General features: G+C 71.6%; 24 protein-coding genes and 1 riboswitch. Of the genes, 15 read left to right on the forward strand and 9 right to left on the reverse strand.

Annotated elements, in window-relative coordinates; translation table 11 throughout:
- Positions 1 to 1,108, reverse strand: a 1,108-nt coding sequence (locus tag FDA94_RS20575) for an AfsR/SARP family transcriptional regulator (protein ID WP_137248710.1), incomplete at its 3' end; no start/stop codon positions are given.
- Positions 1,109 to 1,162: 54 nt separating this feature from the next.
- On the opposite strand from FDA94_RS20575, the gene FDA94_RS20580 reads away from it, so the two are divergent.
- Both FDA94_RS20580 and FDA94_RS20585 read left to right on the forward strand, forming a co-directional pair.
- Entirely contained in the window at positions 1,163 to 2,017 is an 855-nt protein-coding gene (locus FDA94_RS20580; RefSeq protein WP_246060059.1) for an alpha/beta fold hydrolase, read from the forward strand.
- 103 nt (positions 2,018 to 2,120) lie between these two features.
- Positions 2,121 to 2,621, forward strand: coding sequence for a hypothetical protein (locus FDA94_RS20585; protein ID WP_137248712.1), 501 nt, complete (start codon positions 2,121 to 2,123; stop codon positions 2,619 to 2,621).
- A 4-nt stretch (positions 2,622 to 2,625) separates the two neighbouring features.
- Here the strand turns inward: FDA94_RS20585 and FDA94_RS20590 are convergent, their stop codons facing one another.
- Entirely contained in the window at positions 2,626 to 3,402 is a 777-nt protein-coding gene (locus FDA94_RS20590) for an isoprenyl transferase (protein ID WP_137248820.1), read from the reverse strand.
- A 371-nt stretch (positions 3,403 to 3,773) separates the two neighbouring features.
- On the opposite strand from FDA94_RS20590, the gene FDA94_RS20595 reads away from it, so the two are divergent.
- The 5 genes from FDA94_RS20595 to FDA94_RS20615 all read left to right on the forward strand — a co-directional run bounded on the left by FDA94_RS20595 (position 3,774) and on the right by FDA94_RS20615 (position 8,812).
- Positions 3,774 to 4,613 carry a nitroreductase/quinone reductase family protein gene (locus FDA94_RS20595; protein ID WP_137248713.1) on the forward strand — a complete coding sequence of 280 codons (840 nt, stop codon included), beginning with the start codon at positions 3,774 to 3,776 and terminating at the stop codon, positions 4,611 to 4,613.
- A gap of 84 nt (positions 4,614 to 4,697) precedes the next feature.
- A complete protein-coding gene (gene trpB, locus FDA94_RS20600) occupies positions 4,698 to 5,873 on the forward strand; it encodes a tryptophan synthase subunit beta (RefSeq protein ID WP_425460162.1) in 1,176 nt (391 codons plus the stop codon).
- Positions 5,870 to 6,739, forward strand: a complete 870-nt coding sequence (trpA, locus tag FDA94_RS20605) for a tryptophan synthase subunit alpha (RefSeq protein WP_137248715.1) — start codon at positions 5,870 to 5,872, stop codon at positions 6,737 to 6,739. Before trpB ends, trpA begins: the two co-directional genes overlap by 4 nt.
- The gene (locus tag FDA94_RS20610) at positions 6,663 to 7,412 is read left to right on the forward strand and encodes a GntR family transcriptional regulator (RefSeq protein WP_137248716.1); all 750 of its coding nucleotides are present in this window, start codon (positions 6,663 to 6,665) and stop codon (positions 7,410 to 7,412) included. Before trpA ends, FDA94_RS20610 begins: the two co-directional genes overlap by 77 nt.
- A 54-nt stretch (positions 7,413 to 7,466) precedes the next feature.
- Positions 7,467 to 7,582: riboswitch (SAM riboswitch) on the forward strand.
- Positions 7,583 to 7,597: 15 nt separating this feature from the next.
- Positions 7,598 to 8,812, forward strand: coding sequence for an aminotransferase class V-fold PLP-dependent enzyme (locus FDA94_RS20615; RefSeq protein ID WP_137248717.1), 1,215 nt, complete (start codon positions 7,598 to 7,600; stop codon positions 8,810 to 8,812).
- Here the strand turns inward: FDA94_RS20615 and FDA94_RS20620 are convergent.
- The gene (locus FDA94_RS20620; protein WP_137248718.1) at positions 8,787 to 9,359 is read right to left on the reverse strand and encodes a TetR/AcrR family transcriptional regulator; all 573 of its coding nucleotides are present in this window, start codon (positions 9,357 to 9,359) and stop codon (positions 8,787 to 8,789) included. The genes FDA94_RS20615 and FDA94_RS20620 overlap by 26 nt on opposite strands.
- Before the next feature lie 95 nt (positions 9,360 to 9,454).
- Between FDA94_RS20620 and FDA94_RS20625 the strand changes: the two genes are divergently transcribed.
- Positions 9,455 to 10,342, forward strand: a complete 888-nt coding sequence (locus tag FDA94_RS20625) for an NmrA family NAD(P)-binding protein (RefSeq protein WP_137248719.1) — start codon at positions 9,455 to 9,457, stop codon at positions 10,340 to 10,342.
- A 53-nt stretch (positions 10,343 to 10,395) separates the two neighbouring features.
- Here the strand turns inward: FDA94_RS20625 and FDA94_RS20630 are convergent, their stop codons facing one another.
- The 4 genes from FDA94_RS20630 to FDA94_RS20645 are packed head-to-tail and all read right to left on the reverse strand — an operon-like array spanning position 10,396 to position 14,926.
- The gene (locus tag FDA94_RS20630; protein WP_137248720.1) at positions 10,396 to 11,766 is read right to left on the reverse strand and encodes a glycoside hydrolase family 5 protein; all 1,371 of its coding nucleotides are present in this window, start codon (positions 11,764 to 11,766) and stop codon (positions 10,396 to 10,398) included.
- Positions 11,767 to 11,781: 15 nt separating this feature from the next.
- On the reverse strand, positions 11,782 to 12,579 hold the full coding sequence (locus FDA94_RS20635; protein ID WP_212735416.1) for a carbohydrate ABC transporter permease: 798 nt from the start codon (positions 12,577 to 12,579) through the stop codon (positions 11,782 to 11,784).
- A complete protein-coding gene (locus tag FDA94_RS20640; protein WP_212735417.1) occupies positions 12,563 to 13,516 on the reverse strand; it encodes a carbohydrate ABC transporter permease in 954 nt (317 codons plus the stop codon). The genes FDA94_RS20635 and FDA94_RS20640 overlap by 17 nt, the downstream gene beginning before the upstream one ends.
- A gap of 18 nt (positions 13,517 to 13,534) precedes the next feature.
- Positions 13,535 to 14,926, reverse strand: a complete 1,392-nt coding sequence (locus tag FDA94_RS20645) for an ABC transporter substrate-binding protein (RefSeq protein WP_137248721.1) — start codon at positions 14,924 to 14,926, stop codon at positions 13,535 to 13,537.
- Positions 14,927 to 15,285: 359 nt separating this feature from the next.
- On the opposite strand from FDA94_RS20645, the gene FDA94_RS20650 reads away from it, so the two are divergent.
- The 7 genes from FDA94_RS20650 (at position 15,286) to FDA94_RS20680 (ending at position 22,975) form a co-directional block, all read left to right on the forward strand.
- The gene (locus tag FDA94_RS20650) at positions 15,286 to 16,332 is read left to right on the forward strand and encodes a LacI family DNA-binding transcriptional regulator (RefSeq protein ID WP_246060060.1); all 1,047 of its coding nucleotides are present in this window, start codon (positions 15,286 to 15,288) and stop codon (positions 16,330 to 16,332) included.
- Positions 16,333 to 16,416: 84 nt separating this feature from the next.
- Positions 16,417 to 16,782 (forward strand): tautomerase family protein, encoded by a 366-nt coding sequence (locus FDA94_RS20655; protein ID WP_062332562.1) that lies wholly within the window; start codon positions 16,417 to 16,419, stop codon positions 16,780 to 16,782.
- A gap of 9 nt (positions 16,783 to 16,791) precedes the next feature.
- A complete protein-coding gene (locus tag FDA94_RS20660) occupies positions 16,792 to 17,808 on the forward strand; it encodes an NAD-dependent epimerase/dehydratase family protein (protein WP_137248723.1) in 1,017 nt (338 codons plus the stop codon).
- Positions 17,808 to 18,653: an SMP-30/gluconolactonase/LRE family protein gene (locus tag FDA94_RS20665; protein ID WP_137248724.1), complete on the forward strand. Its 846-nt coding sequence runs from the start codon at positions 17,808 to 17,810 to the stop codon at positions 18,651 to 18,653. Before FDA94_RS20660 ends, FDA94_RS20665 begins: the two co-directional genes overlap by 1 nt.
- 1 nt (position 18,654) lies before the next feature.
- Complete coding sequence (locus FDA94_RS20670; protein ID WP_137248725.1) at positions 18,655 to 19,593, forward strand: aldo/keto reductase; 939 nt, start codon at positions 18,655 to 18,657, stop codon at positions 19,591 to 19,593.
- A 25-nt stretch (positions 19,594 to 19,618) separates the two neighbouring features.
- A complete protein-coding gene (locus FDA94_RS20675) occupies positions 19,619 to 21,922 on the forward strand; it encodes a glycoside hydrolase family 3 N-terminal domain-containing protein (protein ID WP_137248726.1) in 2,304 nt (767 codons plus the stop codon).
- A gap of 63 nt (positions 21,923 to 21,985) precedes the next feature.
- Positions 21,986 to 22,975 carry a Gfo/Idh/MocA family protein gene (locus FDA94_RS20680; protein WP_137248727.1) on the forward strand — a complete coding sequence of 330 codons (990 nt, stop codon included), beginning with the start codon at positions 21,986 to 21,988 and terminating at the stop codon, positions 22,973 to 22,975.
- Here the strand turns inward: FDA94_RS20680 and FDA94_RS20685 are convergent.
- Positions 22,960 to 24,018: a LacI family DNA-binding transcriptional regulator gene (locus FDA94_RS20685; protein WP_137248728.1), complete on the reverse strand. Its 1,059-nt coding sequence runs from the start codon at positions 24,016 to 24,018 to the stop codon at positions 22,960 to 22,962. The two genes, FDA94_RS20680 and FDA94_RS20685, sit on opposite strands and share 16 nt — an antisense overlap.
- 18 nt (positions 24,019 to 24,036) lie before the next feature.
- On the reverse strand, positions 24,037 to 25,755 hold the full coding sequence (locus tag FDA94_RS20690; RefSeq protein WP_246060061.1) for an IlvD/Edd family dehydratase: 1,719 nt from the start codon (positions 25,753 to 25,755) through the stop codon (positions 24,037 to 24,039).
- Between the last annotated feature and the right edge of the window lie 6 nt (positions 25,756 to 25,761).

The raw sequence follows: 25,761 nt of genomic DNA on the forward strand, positions 1-25,761 counted from the left end.
CCCGCGACTCCACCGCGATCGTCGCCAGCAACCGCGCCCGCGCCGCCGGCTCCGCCCCGGCCCCCAGCCGCTCCAGCGTCCGCGCCGCCGCCCCGACCACCCGCCCCGCCTGCGCCGGATCGTCGGACCGCGTCCAGATCGCCGGCACGTCATAAGCGCCGATCACCCGCGCCACCAGCTCGGCGTCACCCAGCTCCTCGGCCGCCTCCACCGCCGCCGCCCGATGCTCCCGCGCCGCCACCAGCCCCTCGCCCCCGGTCACCGCCAGCCCCCGCATCAGCCCGACCGCCGCCTCCAGCCTCGGCCCCGCCCCCGGCGCCACCCGGTCATGCGCCGCCGCCGCGCTCGCCCACACCCGCGCCGCCGCGTCACCGAACGCCAGCCGATCGTCGTGCCGCAGAATCGCCGCCTCCAGATCCCGCAACCCCGGCCCCGGATCGAGCCCCAGCCGCCCCGCCAGCTCCGCCCGCGCCCCCCGCACGACCGCCAACGCGTCGGCCTGCCGCCCCGACCGGTACAGCGCCAGCGCCAGCAGCCGCCACATCTCCTCCCGCCACGGATGGGCCCGCGCGTGCGCGTCGAGATCCGGCACCACCTCGGCGGCCCGGCCCAGATCCAGCAACGCCTGCGCCCTGCGCTCCACCACCCCCAGCCGCACCTCCGCCAGCCGCGCCCGCTCCCCCTCGGCCCACACCATCCCCGCGTACGCCGGCCCCCGCCACGACGCCAGCGCCTTGTCGAGCCTCGCCAGCACCGCCGCAGGCGAGCCGCCCGCCTGGGCCGCCTCCTCGAACCGCCACACGTCCGCCTCGGCCCGCAACGCATACCCCGGCCCCGCCGTCACGATCACCCGCGGCGGCGTCCGCGGCGGCCGGCCCGGCTCCAACGCCCGCCGCAACGCCGCCACGAACGTCCGGATCGCCCCCACCGCGCCCTCCGGCGGGTCGACCCACAGATCGGCCGCCAACACCTCGACCGGCACCACCCGGCCCCCCGCCGCGACCAGCCGCGCCAGCACCTCACGATGGCGCGGCCCGCGCAACGCTATCGCCGCGCCCGCCGCGTCCCACGCCTCCACCGGCCCGAGGACCCCCACCACAACGGACACACCGCCACGCTAACGCTCATCGGATGCTCATCCGCACCCGGCAACCTCGACCCCGTGATCGAGAACTTCACCCACCACCGCGTCCCCGTCGCCGACGGCGTCACCCTCACCGCCGCCGTCGGCGGCGCCGGACCCGCGATCGTCCTCCTGCACGGCTTCCCGCAGACCCGCCTCATGTGGCGGCACGTCGCCGCCGACCTCGCCACCACCCACACCGTCATCTGCCCCGACCTGCGCGGATACGGCGACAGCGACAAACCCGCCACCGGATACTCCAAACGCGAGATGGCCGCCGACATCATCGCCCTCGCCCACGCCCTCGGCCACGAGAGATTCGCCCTGGCCGGCCACGACCGCGGCGCCCTCGTCGCCTTCCGCGCCGCCCTCGACCACCCCACCGCGATCACCCACCTGGCCTGCCTCGACGTCCTGCCCACCCTGGACATGTGGAACGTCCTGCACGGCGCCACCGCCGCGGTCGCCTGGCACCTCTACCTCATGGCCCAGCCGCCCGGCCTGCCGGAAACCCTCATCGCCGCCGACCCCGACGCCTTCTTCGGCCACTTCCTCGACGCCTGGGTCCGCGACCCCGAAGCCCTCCGCGACGTCCGCGACACCTACCTGACCGCCGCACGGCACGCGATCCCCTCGATCGTCGCCGACTACCGCGCCTCCGCAGGCGTCGACCTCGACCACGACGCCGCCGACCGCGCCGACGGCACCCGGCTCACCATGCCCGTCACCGTCATCCAGCAGGACTGGGGCGCCGCCCTCGGCTACGACGCCGCCGCCCTCTGGCGGGCCTGGGCCCCCGACCTGCGCCACCACACCACCACCGCCGGCCACTTCATGGCCGAAGAGGCCCCCGCCGAGACGACCCGGCGAATCCGCGCGCTCCTCGCCCGCTGACCAGGTGAAATTCCGGCAAACCCCGCAGCCCCCTGGCACGTCGGCACGCCTCGGGGGCACCCGCCCGTGAACATCATGGAGCCCTTCGACAGAAGGGAAACCCATGCGTCCGCTCCTGTGCGCCGCCGCCCTCGCGCTCACCCTCGCGCCCACCCTCGCGCCGCTCCAGCCGGCCGCGGCCGACACCGGCGACATCACCTGCCACGGCGGCAGCCTCAACCTGACCTACGACCCCGGGCTCACCTACCGGAAGACCACCACCTGGATGGCCGGAACCGGCAACCTCGGCGTCTGCTCCTCCGCCCGCCACCCGGCCATCACCGGCGGCTCCATCCGCGTCGAAGGCAACCTCACCACCCAGTGCCCCGGCCCCATCGGCCCCGGCTACGCCCGCATCGCCATCACCTGGAACGACGGCACCAAGACCACCATCAACCAGGTCCTCCACCGCGGCGACCTCACCTCCTACACCGTCGAAGGAGGCACCGCCCATCTCACCGGCCGCACCACCAGCAACCTCATCGACCTCGGCGCCGGCTGCGTCCTCAACGGCGTCACCCAGACCACCGCCACTATCGACACACTCACCACCGACCACGGGTGACCGATCACCGGCCGAAACGGCGACCCCGGCCCGCATACGAACGAAGCGCCCGCAGAAAGTCGATCTCCCGGAAATCCGGCCAATAGCACTCGCAGAAATGCATCTCCGCGTACGCCGACTGCCACAACATGAACCCCGACAGGCGCTGCTCGCCGCTGGTCCTGACGATCATGTCGAGCGGCGCCTGCGCAGCCGTGTACACATGCCGCGAGATCGACTCCGCGTCGAACCCCGCCAGGATCTCCTCCAACGGGACACCCGACGCCAGCTGCTCACCGATCGCCGACCGGACCGCGTCGGCGATCTCCCGCTGACCCCCGTAACCGATCGCGACGTTCACCCTCACCCCACCCCGCCGGCCCACCGTCCGCGCCGCCGCATCCTTGATCGCCCGAGCCGTGGCGTCCGGCAGCAGATCCAGACTCCCGATCGCGGTGACCTCCCACCGGCGACCCGGCGCGGCCAGTTCCTCGACGACGTCCTCGATGATCCCCAGCAGGGCCGCGACCTCCTCCTCACCGCGGCCCAGATTGTCGTCCGACAACAGATAGATCGTCACCTGCTCGATCCCGTACGCGTCACACCAGCGCAGGAACGTCGGGATCTTCGCACCACCCGCCCGATGACCGTCGGCCGGATCACGGAAACCCGCCGACCGCGCCCACCGCCGATTGCCGTCGACCATGATCCCGATATGACGCGGCATCGACTCCCGAGGAAGCCGCCCCGCCAGCCTGCGCACATAGATCCGGTCGAGGACACCCCTCAACCGCCGTCGCATCCACACCATGGAGTCATCGTCGACCGGCCACGCTCCCCCGGACAACGGCCTGCACCGAACCCCCACCGAACAACCACACTCCACCCAGGCGACGAAGAGCGCGGCCTTCCGCTCTCGTGGCGGACTTTCGGGTTGTGATACGAGTCTTCGCCACAACCCGACGCCTTTACAAAGTAGATTTCTAAGCGCGTTGACGAGGCGACGGCCGGAAGATCTAATGGGCTCCGATGTCGCGTGACTCCGGCCAAAGAGCAGTGGGCCGGCCGGTGATCGGGCGAGCATCCTTCACGAGGGGGTCGGCGAAGAGTTCACACTCCCCCTGCCTCTGACTTCCCCCCTTTTTTTTCTGATCTCCGGAGACCCACATCCGCATGCCCACGTCAGTCAACCGATCCGTCATCGACTTCGAAGGCGGCGACCTGCTCCTGCTCACGACCACCGGCGCGAAGTCCGGAAAGCCGACCACCACTCCCCTGGGCTACGTCCGGCACGGCGATCTGCTGCTGGTTGTCGGCTCCAACCTGGGCGCCCCACGCCACCCCGACTGGTACCACAACCTGCTCGCCCATCCCTCTGTACGGGTGGAGCTCGGCGCCGAGGTCTTCGACGCCCTGGCCGTCCCCGCCGAAGGAGCCCGGCGCGACGAGCTGTTCGAGCAGGTCGTGAAGGTCTCCCCCGGCTACGGCGACTACCAGGCCCAGACCACCCGCCTCCTGCCGGTCGTCGTCCTGGAGCGCGCCGATCCCGGCGAGCCGCGCGAGGTCGCCACCCTCGCCGACAAGCTCCTGGAGGTCCACACCTGGCTGCGCGGACAACTGCGCCACGTCAGGGCAGAGGTCGACGCCCATTTCGCCGCCCGGCCGGGCGAGCCCCCGAGCCTCGGCCTGCAGATCCGGCAGCGCTGCCTGGCCTTCTGCCAGGCGCTGGAGTTCCACCACACCAGCGAGGACGGCCACCTGTTCCCCGGCATGGCCCCGCACCACCCGCACCTGGCCGAGACCTTCGACCGGCTCGCCGCCGAACACCGGACCGTCGCGCGCATCCAGGGGGACCTGGCCGCCCTGCTCGCCGACATCGGCGGCGCCGACCCCCGGCGCTTCCGCGCCGAACTCGACCGCATGTCGACGGAGCTGAACGCGCACCTCGACTACGAGGAGGCCGCGCTGCTGCCTCTCCTGGCGGAGATCCCCTGGCCTCCGGCACGCCCGTGACCTGAGGCGTTGACGCCCGGCGACACCTCTGGGGTACTGTTCTAGAACAGCAGCTGTTCTAGAACAGTCCGGAGGATGACGTCCATGACCGAACACGCCCTGATGAGCGATCCGGGAACCAGCGGCAGGTTCGGCGACTACGGCGGGCGGTACGTGCCGGAGTCGCTGATCCCCGCCTGCCACGAGATCGAGGCCGCGTTCCGGGACGCCTGGGCCGACCCCGGATTCCGCGACCGGCTGACCACCCTGCTCACCGTCTACGCCGGCCGCCCCACGCCCCTGACCCCCGCCCACCGGCTCTCGCGGGAGCTCGGGATCACGCTGCTGCTCAAGCGCGAAGACCTCACCCACACCGGGTCCCACAAGATCAACAACGTGGTCGGCCAGGCGCTGCTCGCCCAGCGGATGGGCAAGCGGCGGCTGCTGGCCGAGACCGGCGCCGGTCAGCACGGCGTCGCCACCGCCACCGCCGCGGCGCTCCTCGGGCTGCGGGCCACCGTGTTCATGGGCGAGCGCGACATCGAACGGCAGGAGCTCAACGTCCTGCGGATGCACGTCCTCGGCGCCGAGGTCGTGCCCGTCACGACCGGGAGCCGCACGCTCAAGGACGCCTGCAACGAGGCGATGCGGCACTGGGTGGCCTCCGTCGACGACTCCTACTACTGCCTCGGCTCGGTGATGGGCCCGCATCCCTACCCGTGGATGGTGCGCGAGTTCCAGCGGGTCATCGGCGAGGAGGCCCGCGCCCAGTGCGCCGCCGAACTCCCCGCCGCGGTGCCCGACTACGTGGTCGCCTGCATCGGCGGCGGATCCAACGCCGCCGGCACCTTCGCCGGGTTCGTCGACACCACCGCCCGGCTCGTCGGCGTCGAGGCCGAGGGCGGCGCGGCGGCCACCTTCGGCCGGGCCGGGGTGCTGCACGGCTTCCGCTCGCTCGTCCTCCAGGACGAGCACGGTCAGGTCCAGGAGGCCCACTCGGTCGCCGCCGGGCTCGACTACCCGGGCATCGGACCCGAGCACGCCCACCTCCGCGACGGCGGCCGCGCCCGCTACGAGACCGTCACCGACGCCGAGGTCGTCCGGGCGCTCGTCCGCCTGGCCCGCACCGAGGGGATCGTGGCCGCGCTGGAGTCCTCCCACGCCCTGGCCTGGGTGATCCGGGCCGCCGAATCCGGCGGGATCGCGCCGGGGTCGACCGTGCTGCTGACCCTCTCGGGCCGGGGCGACAAGGACATCGCGTCCATCAAGGAGCTGCTGTGACCACGTCGCTGGAGGAGTTCCTGACCGCCCGCCGCGCCGCCGGGCGCCGCCTGCTGGTGCCCTACGTCACCGCCGGGGCCGCGCCCGGCTGGACCGACGTCGTCCGGGCCTACGCCGACGCCGGAGCCGACGCCGTCGAGATCGGCTTCCCGTTCTCCGACCCCATGCTGGACGGGGTCACGATCCAGGAGGCCTCCGATCGGGCCATCGCCGCCGGGACCACGGTCACCGAGATCCTCCGCGAGGTCACGGCGCTCGACGTGGGGGTGCCGCTCGTCGCGATGACGTACGGCAACCTGGTCTTCCAGCGCAGCGGCGCGGAGTTCTGCGCGGCGCTGGCCACGAGCGGGCTGCGCGGGCTCATCGTGCCCGACGTGCCCCTGGAGGAGGCCGGCGACCTGGCCGACGCCGCCGCGAAGGAGCACCTCGACCTCGTGCTGCTCGCCGCGCCGTCGACCTCCCGCGACCGGCTGCGCCAGATCGCCGGACGCAGCCGCGGCTTCGTCTACGCGCTGACCCGCATGGGCACCACCGGCGAACGGGGCGAGGTCCCCGAACAGGCCGCCCGCCTCGGCCGCGACCTCAAGGAGCTCACCGACCTGCCCGTCCTGTTCGGCTTCGGGGTCTCCAGCCCCGCCCAGGCCGCCGAACTCGCGCGGCACGCCGACGGCGTCGTGGTCGCCTCGGCGCTCATGCGCCGGCTGCTCGACGGCGCCCGGCCCCGCGAGCTGGGAGAGTATGTGGCGAGCATCCGCCGCGCACTCGACGGCGCAGTCGACAGGGAGCCCGATGAGCACGCCACGCTACCGCGCCATCGCCGACGACCTGATCCACAAGATCAAGTCGGGCCACTACCGCGCGGGTGAGGCGCTGCCGGGGCAACGCGAGCTCAGCGCCTCCTACGGCGTGACGATGATGACGCTGCGGCAGGCGCTGCAGGTCCTCAGCGGCGAGGGCCTGATCGACCAGCGGGCCGGCCGCGGCACCTACGTGACCCAGCCCAGCGCCGAATACCCCCTCGACACCCTGCGCAGCCTCGGCGACGACCTGCGCAGGCAGGGTCATCCCCTGCGCACCGAGGTGCTCTCGGCCGCGCTGCGGCCGGCCCCGCGCTCCCTCACCCGGCTCCTCGGCGACGCGCCGGCCGGCCTGCGGGCCCTGCGGCTCGCCCGCGTGCGCCACCTGTCCGGCCGGCCCGCCGTCCACCAGATCTCCTGGATCGCCGAGCCCCACGCCTCGGCGATCAGAGGGGCCGATTTCACCGAGACCCCGCTCTACACCGCCCTCGCCGAGGCCGGGGCGCGCGTCCACCGGGCCACCGAACGGATCAGACCGGCCCTGCTCACCGCCCCTGTGGCGGCCCGCCTGCGGCATCCGGCGGGCAGCCCGGTGTTCGTCAGCGAACGCGTCACCTACGACGACCGGGGCGCGCCGGTCGTCGTCGACCACGCCACGATCCTCGGTGAGTGGATGGAGATCCGGGCCGAGCGCAAGGCGGCCGACCTGTCGTTGCACTGGTCCGGCGCCTTTACAAAGTAGATCTGCAACCGGGCTTGCGTCCGGGCCGGGCCGTCGGGTTATAGTTCCGGCGAAGGTCATGAGTGCCAGCGCACAGCCCCGGCTTGCTGGCCGGCAACCCTCGCGTCCGCGGCGGGGTGCCCCGGGTGAAGACCTGGTCCGTCGCGGGGTGCGGCGGGCAAGCGCGTGGCTTTCCTGGAGGCGTTGTGTCCCCCGTGTTGTCCCTTGACGTCCCCGTCCGCGACGGTGCCCTGGTCCCCTACGCCAATCTCGACTACGCCGCCAGCGCCCCCTGTCTCCAGGCGGTCAGCCAGGCCGTCGCCGAAGCGCTGCCCGCCTACTCCAGCGTCCACCGGGGCGCCGGCTACGCCTCCCAGCTCACCACCGCCCGCTACGAGCAGGCCAGGCACACGATCAAGGCGTTCGCCCGCGCCCGGCCCGACGACGCGCTCGTGTTCACCCGCAACACCACCGACGCGATGAACCTGCTGGCCCGCAGCCTGCCCGAGGGCACCACGGCAGTGGTCTTCGACACCGAGCACCACGCCACGCTCCTCCCCTGGTCCGCGCCCGTCCGCCTCACGCCGCCGGCCCTGCCGGGCGAGGCCCTCCGCGCCGCCGACGAGGCGCTCGCCGCGATCGAGGGACCCGCGCTGCTGGTGGTCACCGCCGCCTCCAACGTCACCGGGGAGCTGTGGCCGATCGCCGGGCTGGCGCACATCGCCCACCGGCACGGCGCCCGGATCGCGGTCGACGCCGCCCAGCTGGCCCCGCACCGCCCGCTGAACGTCGCCGCCCTCGACCTCGACTACGTCGCCTTCTCCGGCCACAAGCTGTACGCCCCCTTCGGCGCGGGCGTGCTGATCGGCCGGCGCGACTGGCTGGAGCGGGCGGAGCCCTACCTCAAGGGCGGCGGCGCGGTCGTCGCCGTCGGCGAGCAGACCGAATGGCAGTCCGACGTGGAGGCCCGGCACGAGGCCGGCACCCCCAACGTGCTGGGCGCCATCGCGCTCGCCGCGGCCTGCGACCACCTGACCTCGACCGGCTGGACGAGCCTGGTCGAAGAGGAGGAGCGCCTGCTCACCCGGCTGCGGACCGGGCTCGCCGCCATCGACGGCGTGCACGAGCTGGCCCTGTGGCCCTCCGACCACCCCCGGGTGGGCATCGTCTCGTTCGTGGTCGACGGCCACACCGCCCGCGAGGTGGCCGAACGGCTGTCGGCCGACCACGGCATCGGCGTGCGCGACGGCAAGTTCTGCGCCCACCCGTTCGTCCGGCACCTGCTCGGCGTGGGCCAGGGCGGCTGCGACGAGATCGGCGGCGCGGTCCGCGCCTCGATCGGCATCGGCAGCACCGAGGAACACGTCGACCGCCTGCTGTCGGCGCTCGGCGTCCTCACCGCGCGGCGGCAGGCCGCCTGACCTCGCCCTGCGGGCTGAGACCCGCGACGGCCAGCGCGAACAGGCGGTTGGCCTCCGCCGCCGGGTCGGGGTGGTCCTCCGTGGCCAGGGCGATGCCGGTGATCAGCGCGAGCAGGTCGGCGATGGTGACGCCGGGAGCCAGGACGCCCGCCGCCTGACGGACCAGCGGTTCGCCCGCCTCGGTCAGCTGCGTCGTCGCGCAGTGCTCGTGTTCCGCGTCGGCCGCCCGGTCGCGGTTGAGGGCCATGGCCAGGCCCCGGATGGTCGCGGCCGAGGTGGTCACGGCGCTCAGCCACTCCAGGAGGGCCGCCCTGGCGTCGGTTCGGCCGACGCGGTCGCGGGCCTGCGCGCACAGGCTTTCGACCCGGTCGCGGAAGACGGCGGCGAGCAGGGCGTGCCGGGTGGGGAAGTGACGGCGGACCGTGCCCGAGCCGACGCCGGCGATCCGGGCGATCTGTTCCAGTGACGCGTCGGCGCCGTTGAGGGCGATCTCCTCTTCGGCGACGGCGAGCAGGCGCGCGTAGTTGCGCTGGGCGTCGGCGCGCATCGGGCCTCACCTCGGGGATTGCTAAACGGCGGGGGTCTCCGTATCGTACCGGAACAGAAACGGCGGGGTCCGCCGTTTTTCGAGAGGAGTTTGCCATGTCCAGCGTTCTCGTCACCGGTGCCACCGGACAGCAGGGGGGCGCGACCGCCCGCGCCCTGATCGCGGCGGGGGTGCCCGTCCGGGCGCTGGTCCGCGACCCCGGCACCGCGAAGGCCAAGGCGGTGGCGGCCCTCGGGGCCGAGCTGGTGACCGGCGACCTCCACGACCGCGACTCACTGGTCGCGGCGGCGCAGGGGGTGCGGGCCGTGTTCTCGGTGCAGATGCCGCCGATGAAGGACGACACCATCGACTTCGACGGCGAACGCGCCCAGGCGGAGAACCTGATCGAGGCCGCGCTGGCCGCCGGGGTGCCGCAGTTCGTGCACACGTCCGTCTCCGGCGCGGGGCAGCGGGTGACCACCGAGCGGTGGGCCGGGCTCGATCCCTACTACGCCGCCAAGGGCGCCATCCAGGATCGTGTCCGTGAGGCCGGGTTCACCTACTGGACGCTGATCAAGCCGGGCTTCTTCATGGAGAACTTCCTGCCCGACCAGGCCTACCTGTTCCCCCGAGGGGTCGAGGGCGGGCTGGCCACGGTGCTCAAGCCGCAGACCATGATGTCCCTGGTCGCGGTCGACGACGTCGGTCGGGCCGCCGCCGCGGCCATCGCCGACCCCCGGCGGTTCCACGGGATCGAGCTCGAGCTCGCGAGCGACTACCGCTCCATGACGGAGATCGCCGAGGCCCTCTCCGCCGCGCTCAAGACCGAGGTGGCCGCGCCCGACCTGACCGAGGAGGAGGCGGTCGCCAAGGGCATGCCCGCGTGGGCGGCCGTCGCGCACGAACGCAGCGGCGTCGTGGGGCAGCCCGCCCGCCCCGAGTACGCGCGCGCCTTCGGCATTCCGCTGACCACCTTCGAGGAGTGGACGCTCACGCACCTCTGACGACGTGGTGGACCACGCCGGCCGAGGGTTGGCCCCGGCCGGCGTGGAGGTCGCTAGCCCTCGATCATCTGGTCGCGCAGGGTGGTGCGGACGTCGCAGTTGGCCAGCGCGAACGAGTCGGCCAGGGCGATCAGCTCGTCGTCGGTGAGGCCGCGGAAGAGTTCGGCGTACTCGTAGGCGAGCGGCTGGGCCACCGTCAGGTTGAGCAGCAGGGTGCGGACCCAGTCGTACTGGCCCCACGGGTAGGGGTCGAAGTCCGGGAACTCGTCGGCGATCATCTGGTAGAACGGGCCGGTCACCTCGGCGACGCCCTTGCCGTCGCTCCCCCACTGGTCGGCGCCCAGGCGCACCTTCTTGGCGACGAAGTCGCCGAACCGCTTCAGGTACGGCGAGTCGGGGCGCACCATGACCAGGCCCTGGCGGCCCAGGTCCTTGTACATCCAGATCGACCAGCCGGCGTCGTCGCGCTTGAAGATGTCGAGCTGGTCGGCCAGCAGCTGGCGGAGCTCGGCGTCGCGGGGCTCGGAGCCGGTGTAGATGGGGCCGAACTCGCCGACCCACACGGGGGTGCCGGTGCGGCGGGAGTATTCGGTGCGCTCGGCGTACTTCTCCTCCAGGGCGGCCTTGTCCCAGTGCTTCCCGGCGGTCTCGCCCGGGTAGGGGCCGCCGCCGCCGAGGCCCGGGGCGGCGTAGTCGTGGGCGGCGTACACCGTGTTCTCCCACGGCTCGTCGAAGACGTCGAACTCGGTGGAGTAGGTGTTGCCGTCGAGGAACAGGATGTGCCGGTCGTCGATCGCCCGGATCGCGTTGACCAGGCGGGTGTAGAACGGGCCGACCACCTTGCGCGACTCGTCGGCGGGCTCGTTGATCGGGTTGTAGCCGGCCACCCAGGGGTTGCCCTTGTAGTGCTCGGCGATGTGCTCCCAGATCTTGACCACGCGGTCCTGGAAGTGGGGGTGGTCCCAGAACAGGGGGCGGTGGGTGATGTTGTCGGAGTGCCAGTGGTGGTTCTGCGAGCCGGGCAGGGCGTGCAGGTCGATCACGGTGTAGATGCCGTGCTTGGCGCAGGCCTCCACCGCCCGGTCGAGGTGCTTGAACCCTTCGGTCTTGAACTCGAACGGCCGCTCGTCGTCCTCGAAGTGGCGGTAGTTGACCGGGAGGCGGACGCAGTTCATGCCCATCTCGGCCAGCAGCTTGGCGTCGTCCTCGTTGAAGAACGCGGTCAGCAGGCGGTCGAAGAACAGCTCGTAGCGTTCGTCGCCGAGGACCTCACGCACCGTGCTGCGCATCAGCGCCTCGTTGGCCGAGTAGCCGGTGATGAAGTTCTCCATGTTCAGCCAGCCGCCGACCGCGACGCCGCGCAGGCGGATGGACGTGCCCGACTCGTCGACGAACTGACGTCCGTCGACCCGGAGGAAGGTCATGGGGGAAGGGATCCTTTACTTGACGGCACCTGCCGCCAGGCCCCGCTCGAAGAGGCCCTGCAGGCAGAGGTAGGCGACGATCTCGGGGATCGCGGTGATGACCGCGCTGGCCAGCACCTTGGTCTGGTCGTTGCTGAACTGGCTGACGAAGAACTGCGGCAGCAGCGTGACGGTCTGCTGGGCGGGATCCTGGATGAGGACCAGCGGCAGCAGGTAGGCGTTCCACGAGCCGATCAGCGTCAGCACCACGATCGCGGCGCCGATCGGCCGCGTCATCGGGATGATGATGTAGCGGAACGAGGTGAACGTGCTCGCGCCGTCGATGCGGGCGGCGTCGAACAGCGCGTCCGGCACCCCGTCGACGAACCGGCGGGCGATCAGGACGGTGAAGGGGATCTGCAGGGCGGCCAGCGGGAGCACGACCGCCCAGTACGTGTCGTACACGCCGAGGGCCAGCGTGGTGGCGAACAGCGGGGTGAGCAGGACGACCTCGGGCAGCGTCAGCGCCGCCAGGATCATCCAGAAGTAGACCTCCTTGCGGCGCACGCGCAGCTTGGAGAAGCCGAAGGCGGCGAGCATCGTCAGGACGTACACGATGATGATCGTCGAGACCGAGATGATGACGCTGCTCTTGAAGAAGGTGCCGATCGTGCCGACCTCGAAGACGGCGCGGTAGTTGCCCCAGCCCTCCCCCGCCAGCGAGCCCTGCACCATCACGACCAGGGGGAACAGGTAGGGGATGACCATCGCGGTGACCAGGATCTGCAGCAGCAGCCTGGCCGACGGGCGGCGGGCCTCAAACACCGCTCTCACCGTCCTTCCGGTTGGAGCGCGCGGCGACGGCGATGGCGCCGAGCAGGGCCAGCACGAGGAGCATGATCGACAGCGCGGCCCCGTAGCCGACGTGGGCGCTGGGGATGCTGATCCGGTAGATGTAGGTGCCGAGGAACTCGGTGGCGTAGTTGGGGCCGCCGATCGTCACCAGGTAGGGGATGTCGAAGGTCTTCAGCGCGCCGATCACGCTGAGCATGGCCAGCGCCACCGTGGTGCTGCGCACGCCGGGCCAGACGATGCTGACCAGGGTGCGGAGGTTGCTGGCCCCGTCGGTCCGCGCGGCCTCCAGCACCTCGGGGTCGATCTGGCCCATCGCGGCGTAGTAGAGCACGAAGGTCAGGCCGGTGAAGTTCCAGACGGTGATGAACATGATCACCGGCATCGCCGTGCTCGACTGCGCCAGCCAGGGCTGAGAGAGGAAGCCCAGGCCGACGTGGTCGAGGAACCAGTTGAGCTGGCCGTCGGCGGCGAACATCTGCCGGAACACCGGCGCCATCGTCGCCGGCGCGATGACCACCGGCGTGAAGACGATCACCTTGTAGACGGTGGCGAGCTTGACCTTCGAGTGCAGCAGCGCCGCGAACACGAAGCCGATCGCGGTCTGCGCGGTGAAGGTCACCAGGAAGAAGACGACGGTGTGCCAGATGGCCTGCCAGAAGATCGGGTCGACCAGGATGTCCTGGTAGTTCTGCAGGCCGACCGACGTGGGGGTCGGGCTGGTGCCGTCCCAGTCGAGGGTCGACAGGTAACCGGTCTCGCCGATGCAGTAGTAGAGGATGCCGACCACGAAGACGAACGCGGGCAGGATCCAGGGAAGGCCGGAGGGGCGGATCGCCCCGCTCCGGGAACGCTGTCCCGGAGCGGAGGACCCGGAAGGACGGCGTGCCCCGGTCTTCGATGTGGTCGTGGAGGTCAAGGGTTCCGTCCTCGGGGGTTACTTGATCTTCGAAGCGGTGTCCTGCAGCGTGGCCGCGGCCTCTTCGGGGGTGGCCTCACCGGCCGCCACCGTGGTGGACGCGACGCCGATGGCGGTCTGCAGGTCGGCGACCACCGTGGCGAGACGCGGCTCCGACGACTTGCCGGCGTCGGAGATCAGCTTCTCCAGCGCGGGCTTCTGCACCTCGGGGTTGACCAGCTTCACCGTGTCCCAGTTGGGCTGGGCGCTGACGAGGGCGGGGATGTCGTTGAGGATGTCGGCCACCGCCTGCTGGCCCTCGGCGGAGGTGCCGAGCCAGGTCGCGAAGGTCGTGGCGGCGGCGATGTTCTTCGACTTCTGGTTCACCGCCAGGCCGAAGTCGGCGTCACCGTAGAGGGAGCCCACGTTGCCGGTGCCGGCGATGTCGGGGAAGGCGATCGGGATCTGGGTGAACGGCTTGGGGTCGGCGACGCCGGCGCCGGAGATGGCGGCCGTCATGCCCTCGACGGTGGAGTACTGCATGTACCAGCTGCCCATCATGACCATGGCGTACTTGCCGGACATGAAGCCGTTGTTGGCGTCGGGGTACTGCTGGGTGCCGAGCGCGCCCTCCTGCATGATCCCGTCGTCGAACAGGCCCTTCCACAGGGTCAGCGCCTTGACGATCGTCGGGTCGGTCCAGGGCACCTCCTTCTTGAGGGCCTTCTCCCACACGCCCGGCTGGACGTTGTTGGAGATCGCCTGGAGGGTGTCCTCGTTGAAGGCGGTCTGGGCGGCGCCCTGCACGAAGCAACCGACGTTGTTGGCCTTGAAGGTCGCGCAGACCTTCTTCCACTCGTCGTAGGTGGTCGGGGGCTGCAGGTTGTACTTGTCGAACAGGTCCTTGTTGATCCAGACCGTGCCGGAGAACACCGAGCCGACCGACAGGGCCGCGAGCTTGTCGCCGTTCTTCAGGCTGGACACCCCGATCGGGGCCAGTTTCGACTCCCAGTCGGCGCCCAGGGTCTTCTCCACGGCGGGCTTCAGGTCGATCGCGTTGACGCCATAGATGTCGACCGACCCGTTGGCCGCGCCCGGGGCGACGTCGAAGACGTCCGGGCCGACCGACGAGGCGAGCGCGGGCCGGATGGCCGCGTCGTACCCGTCGATGGTGAGCTTCTTAAAAGTGACCTTGATGTTCGGGTAGACCTTGTTGAAGGCCTTGATATAGGCGTTGGCGGGCGCCGCGTCGGGCGTCCACCCCCACCAGGTGATCTCGCCCGAGTCGGCGGACCCCTGGTCGGCGCCCTGGGCGCCGTTCTGTGCGGGTGAGCCGCCGCCGGCGCATCCGGCGAGCACCAGCGCGCCGCTCATGAGCGCCGCGGCGAAGCCGAGGGGACGACGCTTCCAGATCCGCGAAGATCCCAGCATGTGATCTCTCCTTGCGCGTGATAGGCACGCACCGTGGTACTGACGCCGGTCCGCGCCCAGCGAGAAGTGTCGAGAGCCGGATCAGGCAAGGCTTCCGAAAACTCCGAAAGTTTCGAAAGCGGTCTCGAAAGAGAGAAACACCGAGCTCTCGGCAGTGTCAAGAATTTGGGCTAAATTGTTTCCGTCGAGTTTCGAAACTCCGGATCTTGTCAACCCCGTCCCCAGCGCCGCCCCGGACTGCCGTCCAGCGAAATGATTCAAGTTTTCCCAGTTCAAAAGCGCTCTGGACGGCACCGGGCCTGCCGGTGCTACGGTGATGGAAAGTTTCGACAGATCGAATCTACGCATGATGAGGTGTCGTGCCGAAGCGGGTCACAGCCAGGCGGGCCGACCGGGTGACCATCGCGATGGTCGCCACGGCGGCGGGGGTATCCGTGCCGACCGTGAGCAAGGTGCTCAACGGCCGTGACGCCGTGGGCCCGGAGACCCGGCGACGCGTGCAGGATGCGTTGGAGGCCACAGGCTACCAGCGAAGGGCCAGGTCAGAGCCACGTAAAGTGGGTCTGGTCGACTTCGTGATCACCGAACTCGACACCGCGTGGGCGAGTGAACTGCTGCGCGGCGCCGAGCAGGAGGCCTACCGGCTGGGGGCCCGGCTGGTGCTCACCGTCACCCACGACCGGCAGGCCAATCCCCGCGAATGGCTGACGTCGATCGCCTCCCGGCCGACCGACGGAGTGGTTCTGGTGGGATCGGGCACCCAGCACCTGGGGGCGGCCCGGCTGCGCACCATCGACGCCCCCTTCGTGGTCGTCGACCAGGTCGGCGGCTTCGACAAGGACATCCCGACCATCGGGGCCACCAACTGGGCCGGCGGTTTCGCGGCCACCGAGCACCTCATCGACCTGGGCCACCGGCGCATAGGCATGATCACCGGGCCCGACGGCGTGCCGTGCAGCATGGAACGCCTCGACGGCTACCGCGCCGCGCTGCGCCGGGCCGGGCTGCCGGTCGACGAGGCCCTGATCCGGCCGGGCGACTTCTACCCCGAGAGCGGCCGTCGCGGCGCCGCCGACCTGCTTGACCTGCGAGAACCTCCGACCGCCGTGTTCGCCGCCTCCGACCAGCAGGCCGCCGGGGTGTACGAGGAGGTGCACGCCCGGGGCCTGCGCGTGCCCGACGACCTCAGCGTGGTCGGCTTCGACGACACCGAGGTCTGCGAGTGGACGACCCCGAAACTGACCACCATCCGGCAGCCCCTGGCGCAGATGGCGATGCTGGCCGTCCGCAACGTCCTGGAGGCCGAGCACCCGGCCGAGGAGCCGCTGCGGCTGGAGCTCTCGACCAGCCTTGTGATCAGGGACAGCACCGCCGCGCCGTCCGAAACTTCCTCGAAACAGTCTTGACGTCCGGAAAAGTCGGCCCTACGGTGTCTCCGAATGCTCGGAGTTTCGGATAATTCCCGAAACTTTCTTTCAAAGGAGTCCCCGGTGCCTCTCGTGCAGATCGACCTCGACCGTTCCCTCGCCGAACGGCTCGGCCCGCAGATCAGCGAAGGCGTCCACCAGGCTCTGGTGGACGGGCTCGGGATGGACCCGACCGACAAGTTCCAGATCTTCCGCACGCACGCCCCCGGCGAGCTGGTCGCGGACCCCGGATACAACGGCGTCGACCGCCGCGACCTGATCAGCATCCAGATCCAGATGGTCCACATGTACGACGTGACGACCAAGTGGGCGACCTTCGACCTGATCGCGAAGAACCTGGCCGACCTCGGCATCCGCAACGACGACCTGTTGATCAGCGTCGTGGAGAACGGCTTCGAGGACTGGTACGCCGGCAAGTCCCGCAACTAGGAGTTCACAATGAAGGTTCTCTACATCGGCGGCACCGGCACGATCAGTTCGTCGTGCGTGGCCGAGTCGGTCCGCCAGGGTCAGGACGTGTACGTCCTCAACCGGGGCAAGACCAGCAAGCGCCCCCTGCCCGAGGGCGTCACGCCCATCACGGGCGACGTGCAGGACCCGGAGTCCCTCTCCGAGGTGTTCGAGGGCACGGCGTTCGACAGCGTGGTCAACTTCCTCAGCTTCGGTGCCGACGACGCCGCCGCCATGGTGGGCCTGCTGGAGGGCCGCGTCGGCCAGTACGTCCACATCAGCTCCGCCTCGATCTACCACAAGCCGGTGCGGCAGTGGCCGGTCACCGAGTCGACCAACCGGCGCAACCCCTACCTGGCCTACGCCCGCGACAAGATCGCCGCCGAGGACGTGCTGCACCGCGCCTACGAGGAGCGCGCGTTCCCGGTCACGATCGTGCGCCCGTCGCACACCTACGACGACGCCAACCCGCCGCTCCCCGGCGACTGGACGGCCTGGGACCGCATCGCGCGCGGCGACGAACTGCTCGTGCCCGGCGACGGCACCAGCCTGTGGACGCTCACCCACGCCCGCGACCTGGCCGTCGGCCTGGCGGGCCTGATCGGCAACTGGCAGGCGATCGGCGAGGACTTCCACATCACCTCCGACGAGTCGCTGACCTGGGACCAGATCTACGGCATCATCGCCCGGACCGAGAACGTGGAACCGCGGCTGGTGCACCTGCCCTCGGAGTTCCTGCCGAAGGTGGCCCCCGACTGGTTCTGGTCCGACCTGATCCTCGGCGACCTCGCGCACACCGCCGTCTTCGACAACAGCAAGATCAAGCGGTTCGTCCCGGCGTTCAACCCGACCACGACGTGGTCGGAGGGCGCCCGCCGCCTGCACGACTGGCGGGCGGCGCACCCGGAGCAGACCCGTCCCGACGCGGCCACCGACGCGGTGCTGGGCCGGCTGGTGGCGGCGCACCACGCCGCCGTCGCCGCGATCACGCCGCTGGCCCCCTGATGACCGACGTCTGGCTGGACGTCGACGGCGTCCACCTGGAGGGCGTGACCTGGGACGACGTCGCGGGCCGCCTGCGGTTCGTGGACATCCCGAGGGGCCGGGTCTTCGACGCCGGCCCCGAGGGAGACGTCCACTGGGTCGACCTGCCCGCGCCGGTCACGGCCGTGCACATGACCACCGACCCCGGCACCCTGCTGATCGCCGACGGCGACGGCATGGCCCTGACCTCGGGCGGCGTCGTCACCGAACGGCTCGCCGCGCCGCTGGCGGATCGTCCGGAGATCAGGATGAACGACGGCAACGTCGACCCGGCCGGGCGCTACCTGGCCGGGAGCATGGCCTACGCCTTCACCACCGGCGCGGCCGCCCTCTACCGGCTCGACACCGACCGGACCCTGCACACCGTGCTCACCGACGTGACGTGCAGCAACGGGATCGACTGGTCGCCCGACGGCGCCCGCTGCTACTACGTCGACACCCCGACCAGGCGGATCGACGTCTTCGACGCCGACATGACCGGCCGCCGGACCTTCGCCGACACCTCCGACCAGCCCGGCATGCCCGACGGCCTGACCGTCGACGCCGAGGGCGGGGTGTGGGTCGCCTTCTGGGGCGGCGGCCGGGTGGTCCGCTACTGGGAGGGCGCACCCGACGTGGTCATCGAGCTGCCCGTCACCCAGGTCACCTCGTGCGCCTTCGGCGGGCCGGGCCTCGACCAGCTCTACATCTCCACCTCCACCGAGGAGCTCTCCCCCGCCCAGCTCCGTGACCAGCCCGCCGCCGGTGCGATCTTCCGGGCCCAGCCCGGCCACCGCGGCCGACCCGCGAACAGGTTCGTGATCTGAGATGGACAGACGACCTTTCGGCCGGACGGGCCTCCGCGTGACGCCGATCTGCGTCGGCACCAGCCCGCTGGCGAGCATGCCCGCCCTCTACGGCTACGCCGTCGACGACGCCCGCGCCGAGGCGACGGTGGAGGACGTGTTCGACGGCCCGGTCAACTTCCTCGACACCTCCAACAACTACGGCGCCGGCAGCGCCGAACGCCGCATCGGCGCGGTGATCCGCCGCCGGGGCCTGCCGGAGGGGTTCGTGCTGGCCACCAAGGCCGACGCCGACCCCGACACCGGCGACTTCTCCGGCGAGCGGGTGCGCCGCTCGGCCGAGGAGAGCCTGGAGCGCCTCGGCGTCGACCACGTGCCGGTCATGTACCTGCACGACCCCGAGTACCACATCACCTTCGAGGAGGCGATGGCCCCCGGCGGGGCCGTCGAGGCGCTGGTCGCGCTCCGCGAGGAGGGCGTGGTCGGTCACATCGGCGTCGCGGGCGGCCCCGTGGACCTGATGCGGCGGTTCGTCGGCACCGACGTGTTCGACGCCGTGATCAACCACAACCGCTGGACCCTGGTCGACCGCTCGGCGGAGCCGCTGATGGACGACGCCTCCTCGAAGGGGATCGCCTTCGTGAACGGCGCCCCCTACGGCGGCGGCATGCTCGTCAAGGGCCCCGACGCCCAGCCCCGCTACGCCTACCGGGAGACCCCCGAGTCGATCCGCGAGGCGGTCAGGGCCATGGCGAAGGCGTGCGCCGCCCACGGCGTGCCCCTGCCGGCGGCGGCGCTCCAGTTCTCGCTGCGCGACCCCCGCGTGACCTCCACCATCGTCGGCGTCTCCGCACCCGGACGCGTCGCCGCGACGCTGGACCTCGCGACCATCCCGATCCCCGCCGAGCTGTGGGACGAACTCGACCGGCTGGCGCCCCCGTCAGGCGGATGGCCGGCATGAACCGCCGTATCAACCGGAGAGACACATGACCATCGTGACCACCCCCGCCCCCTGGAAAGACGCGGGACGGTCTCCCGAGGAGCGGGCCGAGGCGCTGATGGCGCGGATGAGCCTGCCGGAGAAGATCGCCCAGCTGTACGGGGTGTGGGTCGGCATCGACAACGCCGACGGTGAGATGGCGCCCCACCAGCACGAGTTCACCGCGCTGCCGGTCCCCTGGGACGACCTGGTGAAGGACGGCATCGGCCAGCTCACCCGGCCGTTCGGCACCACGCCGGTCGACCCGGTCAAAGGCGCGGCGACCCTCGCGGCCGCGCAGCGCTCCCTCATGACGGCCGGGCGGTGGGGCATCCCCGCCCTCGTGCACGAGGAGATCCTGACCGGCGTGGCCGCCTGGCAGGCGGGCGTCTATCCGAACCCGCTGTGCTGGGGAGCCACGTTCGACCCCGATCTCGTCGAGCAGATGGGCGCCCAGATCGGCGCGACCATGCGCCGCCTCGGCGTCCAGCAGGGGCTGGCCCCGGTCCTGGACGTCGCCCGCGACCTGCGCTGGGGCCGGGTCGAGGAGACCATCGGGGAGGACCCGCACCTCGTGGGCCTGATCGGGAGCGCCTACGTCAGGGGCGTGCAGTCGCAGGGCGTCGTCGCCACGCTGAAGCACTTCGTGGGCTACTCGGCGTCCAAGGGCGGCCGCAACCTCGCCCCCGTCTCGGCGGGCCGCCGTGAGGTCGCCGACGTGCTGCTGCCGCCGTTCGAGATGGCCCTGCGCGCGGGCGCGGGGTCGGTGATGAACTCGTACTCCGACATCGACGGCACCCCCGTCGCGGCCGACGTGGCCCTGCTGACCGACCTGCTGCGCGACGCCTACGGCTTCACCGGCACGGTCGTGGCCGACTACTTCTCGGTGGCGTTCCTGCAGACCCTGCACCACGTGGCCGAGTCGCCCACCGACGCGGCCCGGCTGGCGCTGACCGCCGGGATCGACGTCGAGCTGCCCACCGTGAACACCTTCGGGCCCGCGCTGGTCGAGGCGGTGGAGCGGGGCGAGGTCGACCTCGCGCTGATCGACCGCGCGCTGCGCCGGGTGCTGGTCCAGAAGGTCGAGCTCGGCCTGCTCGACGAGGACTGGAACCCCGAACCGCCCATCCTCGACGAGACCGACCCCGTGCTCGACGGCCCCGAGGTCCGGGCGCTGGCCGGCCGGCTGGCCCGCCGCTCCATCGTCCTGCTGCACAACCGGGAGGCGACGCTGCCGCTCTCCCCCGGCGTGAAGCTGGCCGTGGTCGGGCCGCGCGCCGACACCGCGCAGGCCATGATGGGCTGCTACTCCTTCCCGATGCACGTCGGCGTCCACCACCCGGAGACGGGCATGGGCGTCGAGATCCCCACGCTGCTCGACGCGCTCAAGAGCGAGTACGACGTGACCTACGCGCAGGGCGTGCCGGTGACCGGCGGCGACGACGAGGGCATCGCGGCGGCGGTCGCGGCCACCGCCGGCTCCGACGTGATCGTGGCCGTGCTGGGCGACCAGGCCGGGTTGTTCGGGCGCGGCACCTCCGGCGAGGGCTGCGACGCCCCCGGCCTGGCGCTGCCCGGCCGTCAGGAGGAGCTGCTGGAGGCGCTGCTGGCCACCGGCAAGCCGGTCGTGCTGGTGCTGCTGGTCGGCCGCCCCTACGAGCTGGGCCGGCAGATCGACCGGCTGGCCGCCGTGGTGTGCGGGTTCTTCCCCGGCGAGGAGGGCGCGGCGGCGCTGGCCGACGTGCTGTCGGGCCGGGCCAACCCGGCCGGGCGCCTGCCGGTGAGCTTCCCGCGCGACGGCGGCAACCAGCCGGCCACCTACCTCGGCGCTCCCCTGGCCCAGAAGAGCGAGGTCAGCAACGTCGACCCGACCGCGCTGTTCGCCTTCGGCCACGGCCTGTCCTACGCCCCGGTCACCTGGGGGGAGGTCACCGGCTCCGGCGCGTGGACCACCGACGGCACGTTCGACGTGACGGTGACGCTGCGCAACGAGTCCGAGCGGGAGTCCTCCGAGGTCGTCCAGGTCTACCTGCACGACCCGGTCGCCGAGGTGGCCCGGCCGGTGCAGGCGCTCATCGCGGCGCGGCGCGTCGACCTGGCCCCCGGCGAGAGCCGTGAGCTCATCCTCACCCTGCACGCCGACCAGACCTCCTACACGGGGTCGTCGTGGCGGCGGCAGGTCGACCCCGGCGATGTCGAGCTGCGGGTGGGCGCGTCCAGCGCCGACATCCGCGGCGTCCTCGCCGTCACAATGACCGGCTCGCGACGTTTTGTCGGTTTTGACCGAGTCATGGAAGCATCCGTCGTCTGACGGACATCGGGGGCGGCCCGTCGCTCGGCGACGCGGCCGCCTCCTTCGATTAGAGGAATTGTCATGACATCTTCTGCACCGCTGCGCTGGGCCGTCATCGGCACCGGAGGCATCGCCAAGCAGTTCGCCGACGACCTGCGCCTGTCGGAGGCCGGTGAACTGGTGGCGGTCGGCTCCCGGACCGCGGCCCGCGCCGAGGCCTTCGCCGCCGAAGTGGGCGCCCCCCGCGCCTACGGCGACCAGGCCGCGATGCTGGCGGCCGACGACGTCGACGCCGTGTACGTCGCCACCCCCCACCCCGCCCACCACGCCGGCGCCCTGGCCGCGATCGAGGCCGGCAAGGCCGTCCTGGTCGAGAAGCCGTTCACCATCAACCGGCGGGAGGCCGAGAAGCTCGTCGCGGCGGCCCGCGCCCGCGGCGTGTTCCTGATGGAGGCCATGTGGAGCCGGTTCCTGCCCCACATGGTCCGCATCCGCGAACTGCTCGCCGAAGGGCGGCTCGGCGACGTGCGCCTCGCGGTGGCCGAGCACGGCGTCTGGTTCCGCCATGACCCCGTCCACCGCATGTTCGACCCCGCCCTCGGCGGCGGCGCGCTGCTCGACCTGGGCGTCTACCCGGTCTCGTTCCTGTCGATGGTCTTCGGCCGGCCGCTCTCGGTCACCGCGTCGACCCAGTTCGGCGACACCGGCGTCGACGGCCAGACGGCCGTGATCGCCAAGTACGAGGACGGCCGGCAGGGCGTCGCGACCAGCAGCATGGAGGCGTTCCTGCCCAACCGGGCCTCCATCGCCGGGACCGAGGCGCGCATCGACATCGACCCCTGGTGGTACCGCCCGACGTCGTTCACGCTGACCACGCGCGGCGGCGCGGCCGAGCGGTACACCTTCGACGTGCCCGGCAACGGGCTGCGCTTCCAGACCGAGGAGGTCGCCCGCTGCGTGCGCGCCGGCCTGCTGGAGAGCCCGATCCTCACCCTTGAGGAGTCGTGCCAGATCATGGGCACCATGGACGAGGTCCGCGCCCAGGCCGGGCTGCGCTACCCCGGCGAATAGGGGGCGGTGCTGGCCCGGACCACCAGCTTGGTCGACAGTTCGACCCGGCCCTCGGTCATCTCGGCGCCGTCCTGGTGGCCGAGCAGCGACCGGACCGCCAGCGCGGCCATCTTCGCGATCGGCTGCCGGACCGTCGTCAGCGGCGGGGCCATCCACTGCGCCATCGGCACGTCGTCGAACCCGACGACGCTCACGTCGGCGGGCACCCGCAGGCCCCGCTCCTGGATCGCGGCGTAGACGCCGAGGGCCTGCTCGTCGTTGCCCGCGAAGATCGCCGTCGGCGGCTCGGGCCGGTCGAGCAGGGCCCCGGTCAGCGTCGACCCGCTGTGATAGTGGAAGTCGCCGTGCATGACGAGATCGTCGTCGAGGGCGATCCCGGCCCGCTCGACCGCCGCGCGGCACCCGGCCAGCCGCGCCTGACTGCACAGCATGCGCATCGGCCCGGTGATCACGCCGATGCGGCGGTGGCCGAGCTCGATCAGGTGCTTCGCGGCGGCCATGCCGCCGCCCCAGTTGCCCGCGCCGATCGACGGGATCGTGCCGTCGGCGTCGCCGACCGGATCGACCAGCACCGCGGGCAGCCCCAGTTTCGCGATGCGGGCCAGGTCGGCCGGGGTCAGCTCCGACAGGGCCAGGATGACGCCGCCCGGCGCCCGGTCGGCGATGTCCTCCAGCCACTGCTGCCCGTGCCCCGGCGCGCCGTCGAACACCGACACCACCACGCCGACGCGGGCCGAGCGCGCCTCCTGCTCGGCCCCGCGGATCACCTCGGCCGACCACGGCGACCCCGCGTCGTTGACCACCAGCTCCAGCAGCCCGCCCCGCCGCCGGGTGGCGGCCCGGGGCAGGGGCAGGTGCAGCGGCCGTTTCGTGCGCTTGGTGGGGACGTATCCGCGCGTCGCGAGAAGGGCCTCGATCTGCGACCGGGTGGCGGGCGCCACGTCCGAACGGCCGTTGAGCACTTTCGACACCGTCGCGCGGGACACGCCCGCCTCAGCGGCGATGTCGGCGACGGTGACGCGCGAATCTAACGAGTCGGACATCAACCGATCGTACCGAGGTCAGTGCGAATCGCGCGGCACCTCGCTGCCACGCCCTCCGCGCAGGAACCCGAAGTCGGCGCCCCCGTCGGCCCCGAGCACGTGCTCCCGGTAGAGCCACCGGTAACCGCCGACGTCCTCATGGGTCGCCGGCACCCACTCGGCCCTTCTCCGGGCGAGTTCGTCGTCCGGTACGAGCAGCGTCAGGCTCCGCTTCGGCACGTCGAGTTCGACCAGGTCACCGGTCTGGACGAGGGCCAGCGGGCCGCCGACGGCCGCCTCGGGCGAGACGTGCAGGACGACGGTCCCGAAACCGGTGCCGCTCATCCGGCCGTCGCTGATCCGCACCATGTCGGTCACCCCGGCGCGCAGCAGCTTGGCGGGCAGCGGCACGTTGGCCACCTCGGGCATGCCCGGGTAGCCCTTCGGCCCGGCGCCCCGGATGATCAGGACGTCGTCGGCGGTCACGTCGAGATCGTCGTCGTCGCAGACCGCGTGGTAGGCCTCCGGCGAGTCGAACACCAGCGCCCGGCCGACGTGGGTCATCAGCGCGGGCGAGGCCGCCGACTGCTTGATGACCGCGCCGTTCGGCGCGAGGTTGCCGCGCAGGATCGCGGTGCCGGTGCCGGCGGGCTGCAGCGGCGCGGCCATCGGCCGGATCACCTCGGTGTTCCAGTTGACCGCCGTCCGCACGTTCTCCCGCAGCGTCCGGCCCGTCACCGTGAGCGCGTCCGGATTGACCAGCCCGGCCTCGTCGAGCTGGTTCAGCACGACCGGCAGACCGCCCGCGTAGCAGAAGTCCTCCATCAGGAACCGGCCCGACGGCATCAGGTCGACGATCGTCGGCACGTCACGCGCCAGCGCGTCGAAGTCGTCGAGGGGCAGCTCGACGCCGAGCCGGCCCGCCAGCGCGGTCAGGTGGACGATCGCGTTGGTCGACCCGCCGATCGCCGCGTTCGCGCGGATGGCGTTCTCGAACGCCGCGCGGGTCATGATCTGGCTCGGTTTCAGGTCCTCCTCGACCATGGCCACGATCCGCTTGCCCGCCTCCTGCGCGACCTCGTAGCGGCGCGAGTCGACGGCCGGCCAGGTGGCCGAACCGGGCAGCTGCATGCCGAGCGCCTCGGCCAGGCACGCCATCGTCGAGGCGGTGCCCATCGTCATGCAGTGACCGTTCGACCGGGCCATGCAGCCCTCGGCGACGTAGCCGTCCTCGACCGACATGCGACCGGCCTTGATCTCGGCCTCGAACTTCCACACGTGGGTGCCCGAGCCGACGTCCTGCCCCCGGAACTTGCCGTTCAGCATCGGCCCGCCCGTCACCATGACGGCCGGCAGGTCGACGCTGGCCGCGCCCATGAGCAGCCCCGGCGTGGTCTTGTCACACCCCGACAGCAGCACGACGCCGTCGAGCGGGTTGGCCCGGATCAGCTCCTCGGCCTGCATGGCGAGCATGTTGCGGTAGAGCATCGCGGTCGGCCGCAGCAGCGTCTCACCGGTCGCCATCACCGGGAACACCAGCGGGAACCCGCCCGCCATCCAGACCCCGCGCTTGACCGCGTCGGCGACCCGGTCGAGGTGGGCGTTGCAGGGGGCCAGCTCCGACCACGTGCTGGCGATGCCGATGACCAGCCGGCCGTCGAACACCTCGGGCCCGAACCCCTGGTTGCGCATCCAGGAGCGGTAGAGCATCCCGGAACGCCCTTCGGCCCCGAACCAGTGCTGACTGCGTCGCGTCACGTTCTT

Source organism: Herbidospora galbida (assembly GCF_005233835.1).
Classification (GTDB): Bacteria; Actinomycetota; Actinomycetes; order Streptosporangiales; family Streptosporangiaceae; genus Herbidospora; species Herbidospora galbida.

Bases quoted from the DNA above. Each gene is read 5' to 3' on its own strand.
- FDA94_RS20675 (WP_137248726.1), top strand. From the start codon at position 19,619: ATGACCATCGTGACCACCCCCGCCCCCTGGAAAGACGCGGGACGGTCT.
- FDA94_RS20620 (WP_137248718.1), bottom strand. From the start codon at position 9,359: ATGCGCGCCGACGCCCAGCGCAACTACGCGCGCCTGCTCGCCGTCGCC.
- FDA94_RS20590 (WP_137248820.1), bottom strand. From the start codon at position 3,402: ATGCGACGGCGGTTGAGGGGTGTCCTCGACCGGATCTATGTGCGCAGG.
- FDA94_RS20670 (WP_137248725.1), top strand. From the start codon at position 18,655: ATGGACAGACGACCTTTCGGCCGGACGGGCCTCCGCGTGACGCCGATC.
- FDA94_RS20610 (WP_137248716.1), top strand. From the start codon at position 6,663: ATGAGCACGCCACGCTACCGCGCCATCGCCGACGACCTGATCCACAAG.
- FDA94_RS20585 (WP_137248712.1), top strand. From the start codon at position 2,121: ATGCGTCCGCTCCTGTGCGCCGCCGCCCTCGCGCTCACCCTCGCGCCC.
- FDA94_RS20645 (WP_137248721.1), bottom strand. From the start codon at position 14,926: ATGCTGGGATCTTCGCGGATCTGGAAGCGTCGTCCCCTCGGCTTCGCC.
- FDA94_RS20630 (WP_137248720.1), bottom strand. From the start codon at position 11,766: ATGACCTTCCTCCGGGTCGACGGACGTCAGTTCGTCGACGAGTCGGGC.
- trpB (WP_425460162.1), top strand. From the start codon at position 4,698: ATGACCGAACACGCCCTGATGAGCGATCCGGGAACCAGCGGCAGGTTC.
- FDA94_RS20625 (WP_137248719.1), top strand. From the start codon at position 9,455: ATGTCCAGCGTTCTCGTCACCGGTGCCACCGGACAGCAGGGGGGCGCG.
- FDA94_RS20660 (WP_137248723.1), top strand. From the start codon at position 16,792: ATGAAGGTTCTCTACATCGGCGGCACCGGCACGATCAGTTCGTCGTGC.
- FDA94_RS20665 (WP_137248724.1), top strand. From the start codon at position 17,808: ATGACCGACGTCTGGCTGGACGTCGACGGCGTCCACCTGGAGGGCGTG.
- FDA94_RS20685 (WP_137248728.1), bottom strand. From the start codon at position 24,018: ATGTCCGACTCGTTAGATTCGCGCGTCACCGTCGCCGACATCGCCGCT.
- FDA94_RS20595 (WP_137248713.1), top strand. From the start codon at position 3,774: ATGCCCACGTCAGTCAACCGATCCGTCATCGACTTCGAAGGCGGCGAC.
- FDA94_RS20680 (WP_137248727.1), top strand. From the start codon at position 21,986: ATGACATCTTCTGCACCGCTGCGCTGGGCCGTCATCGGCACCGGAGGC.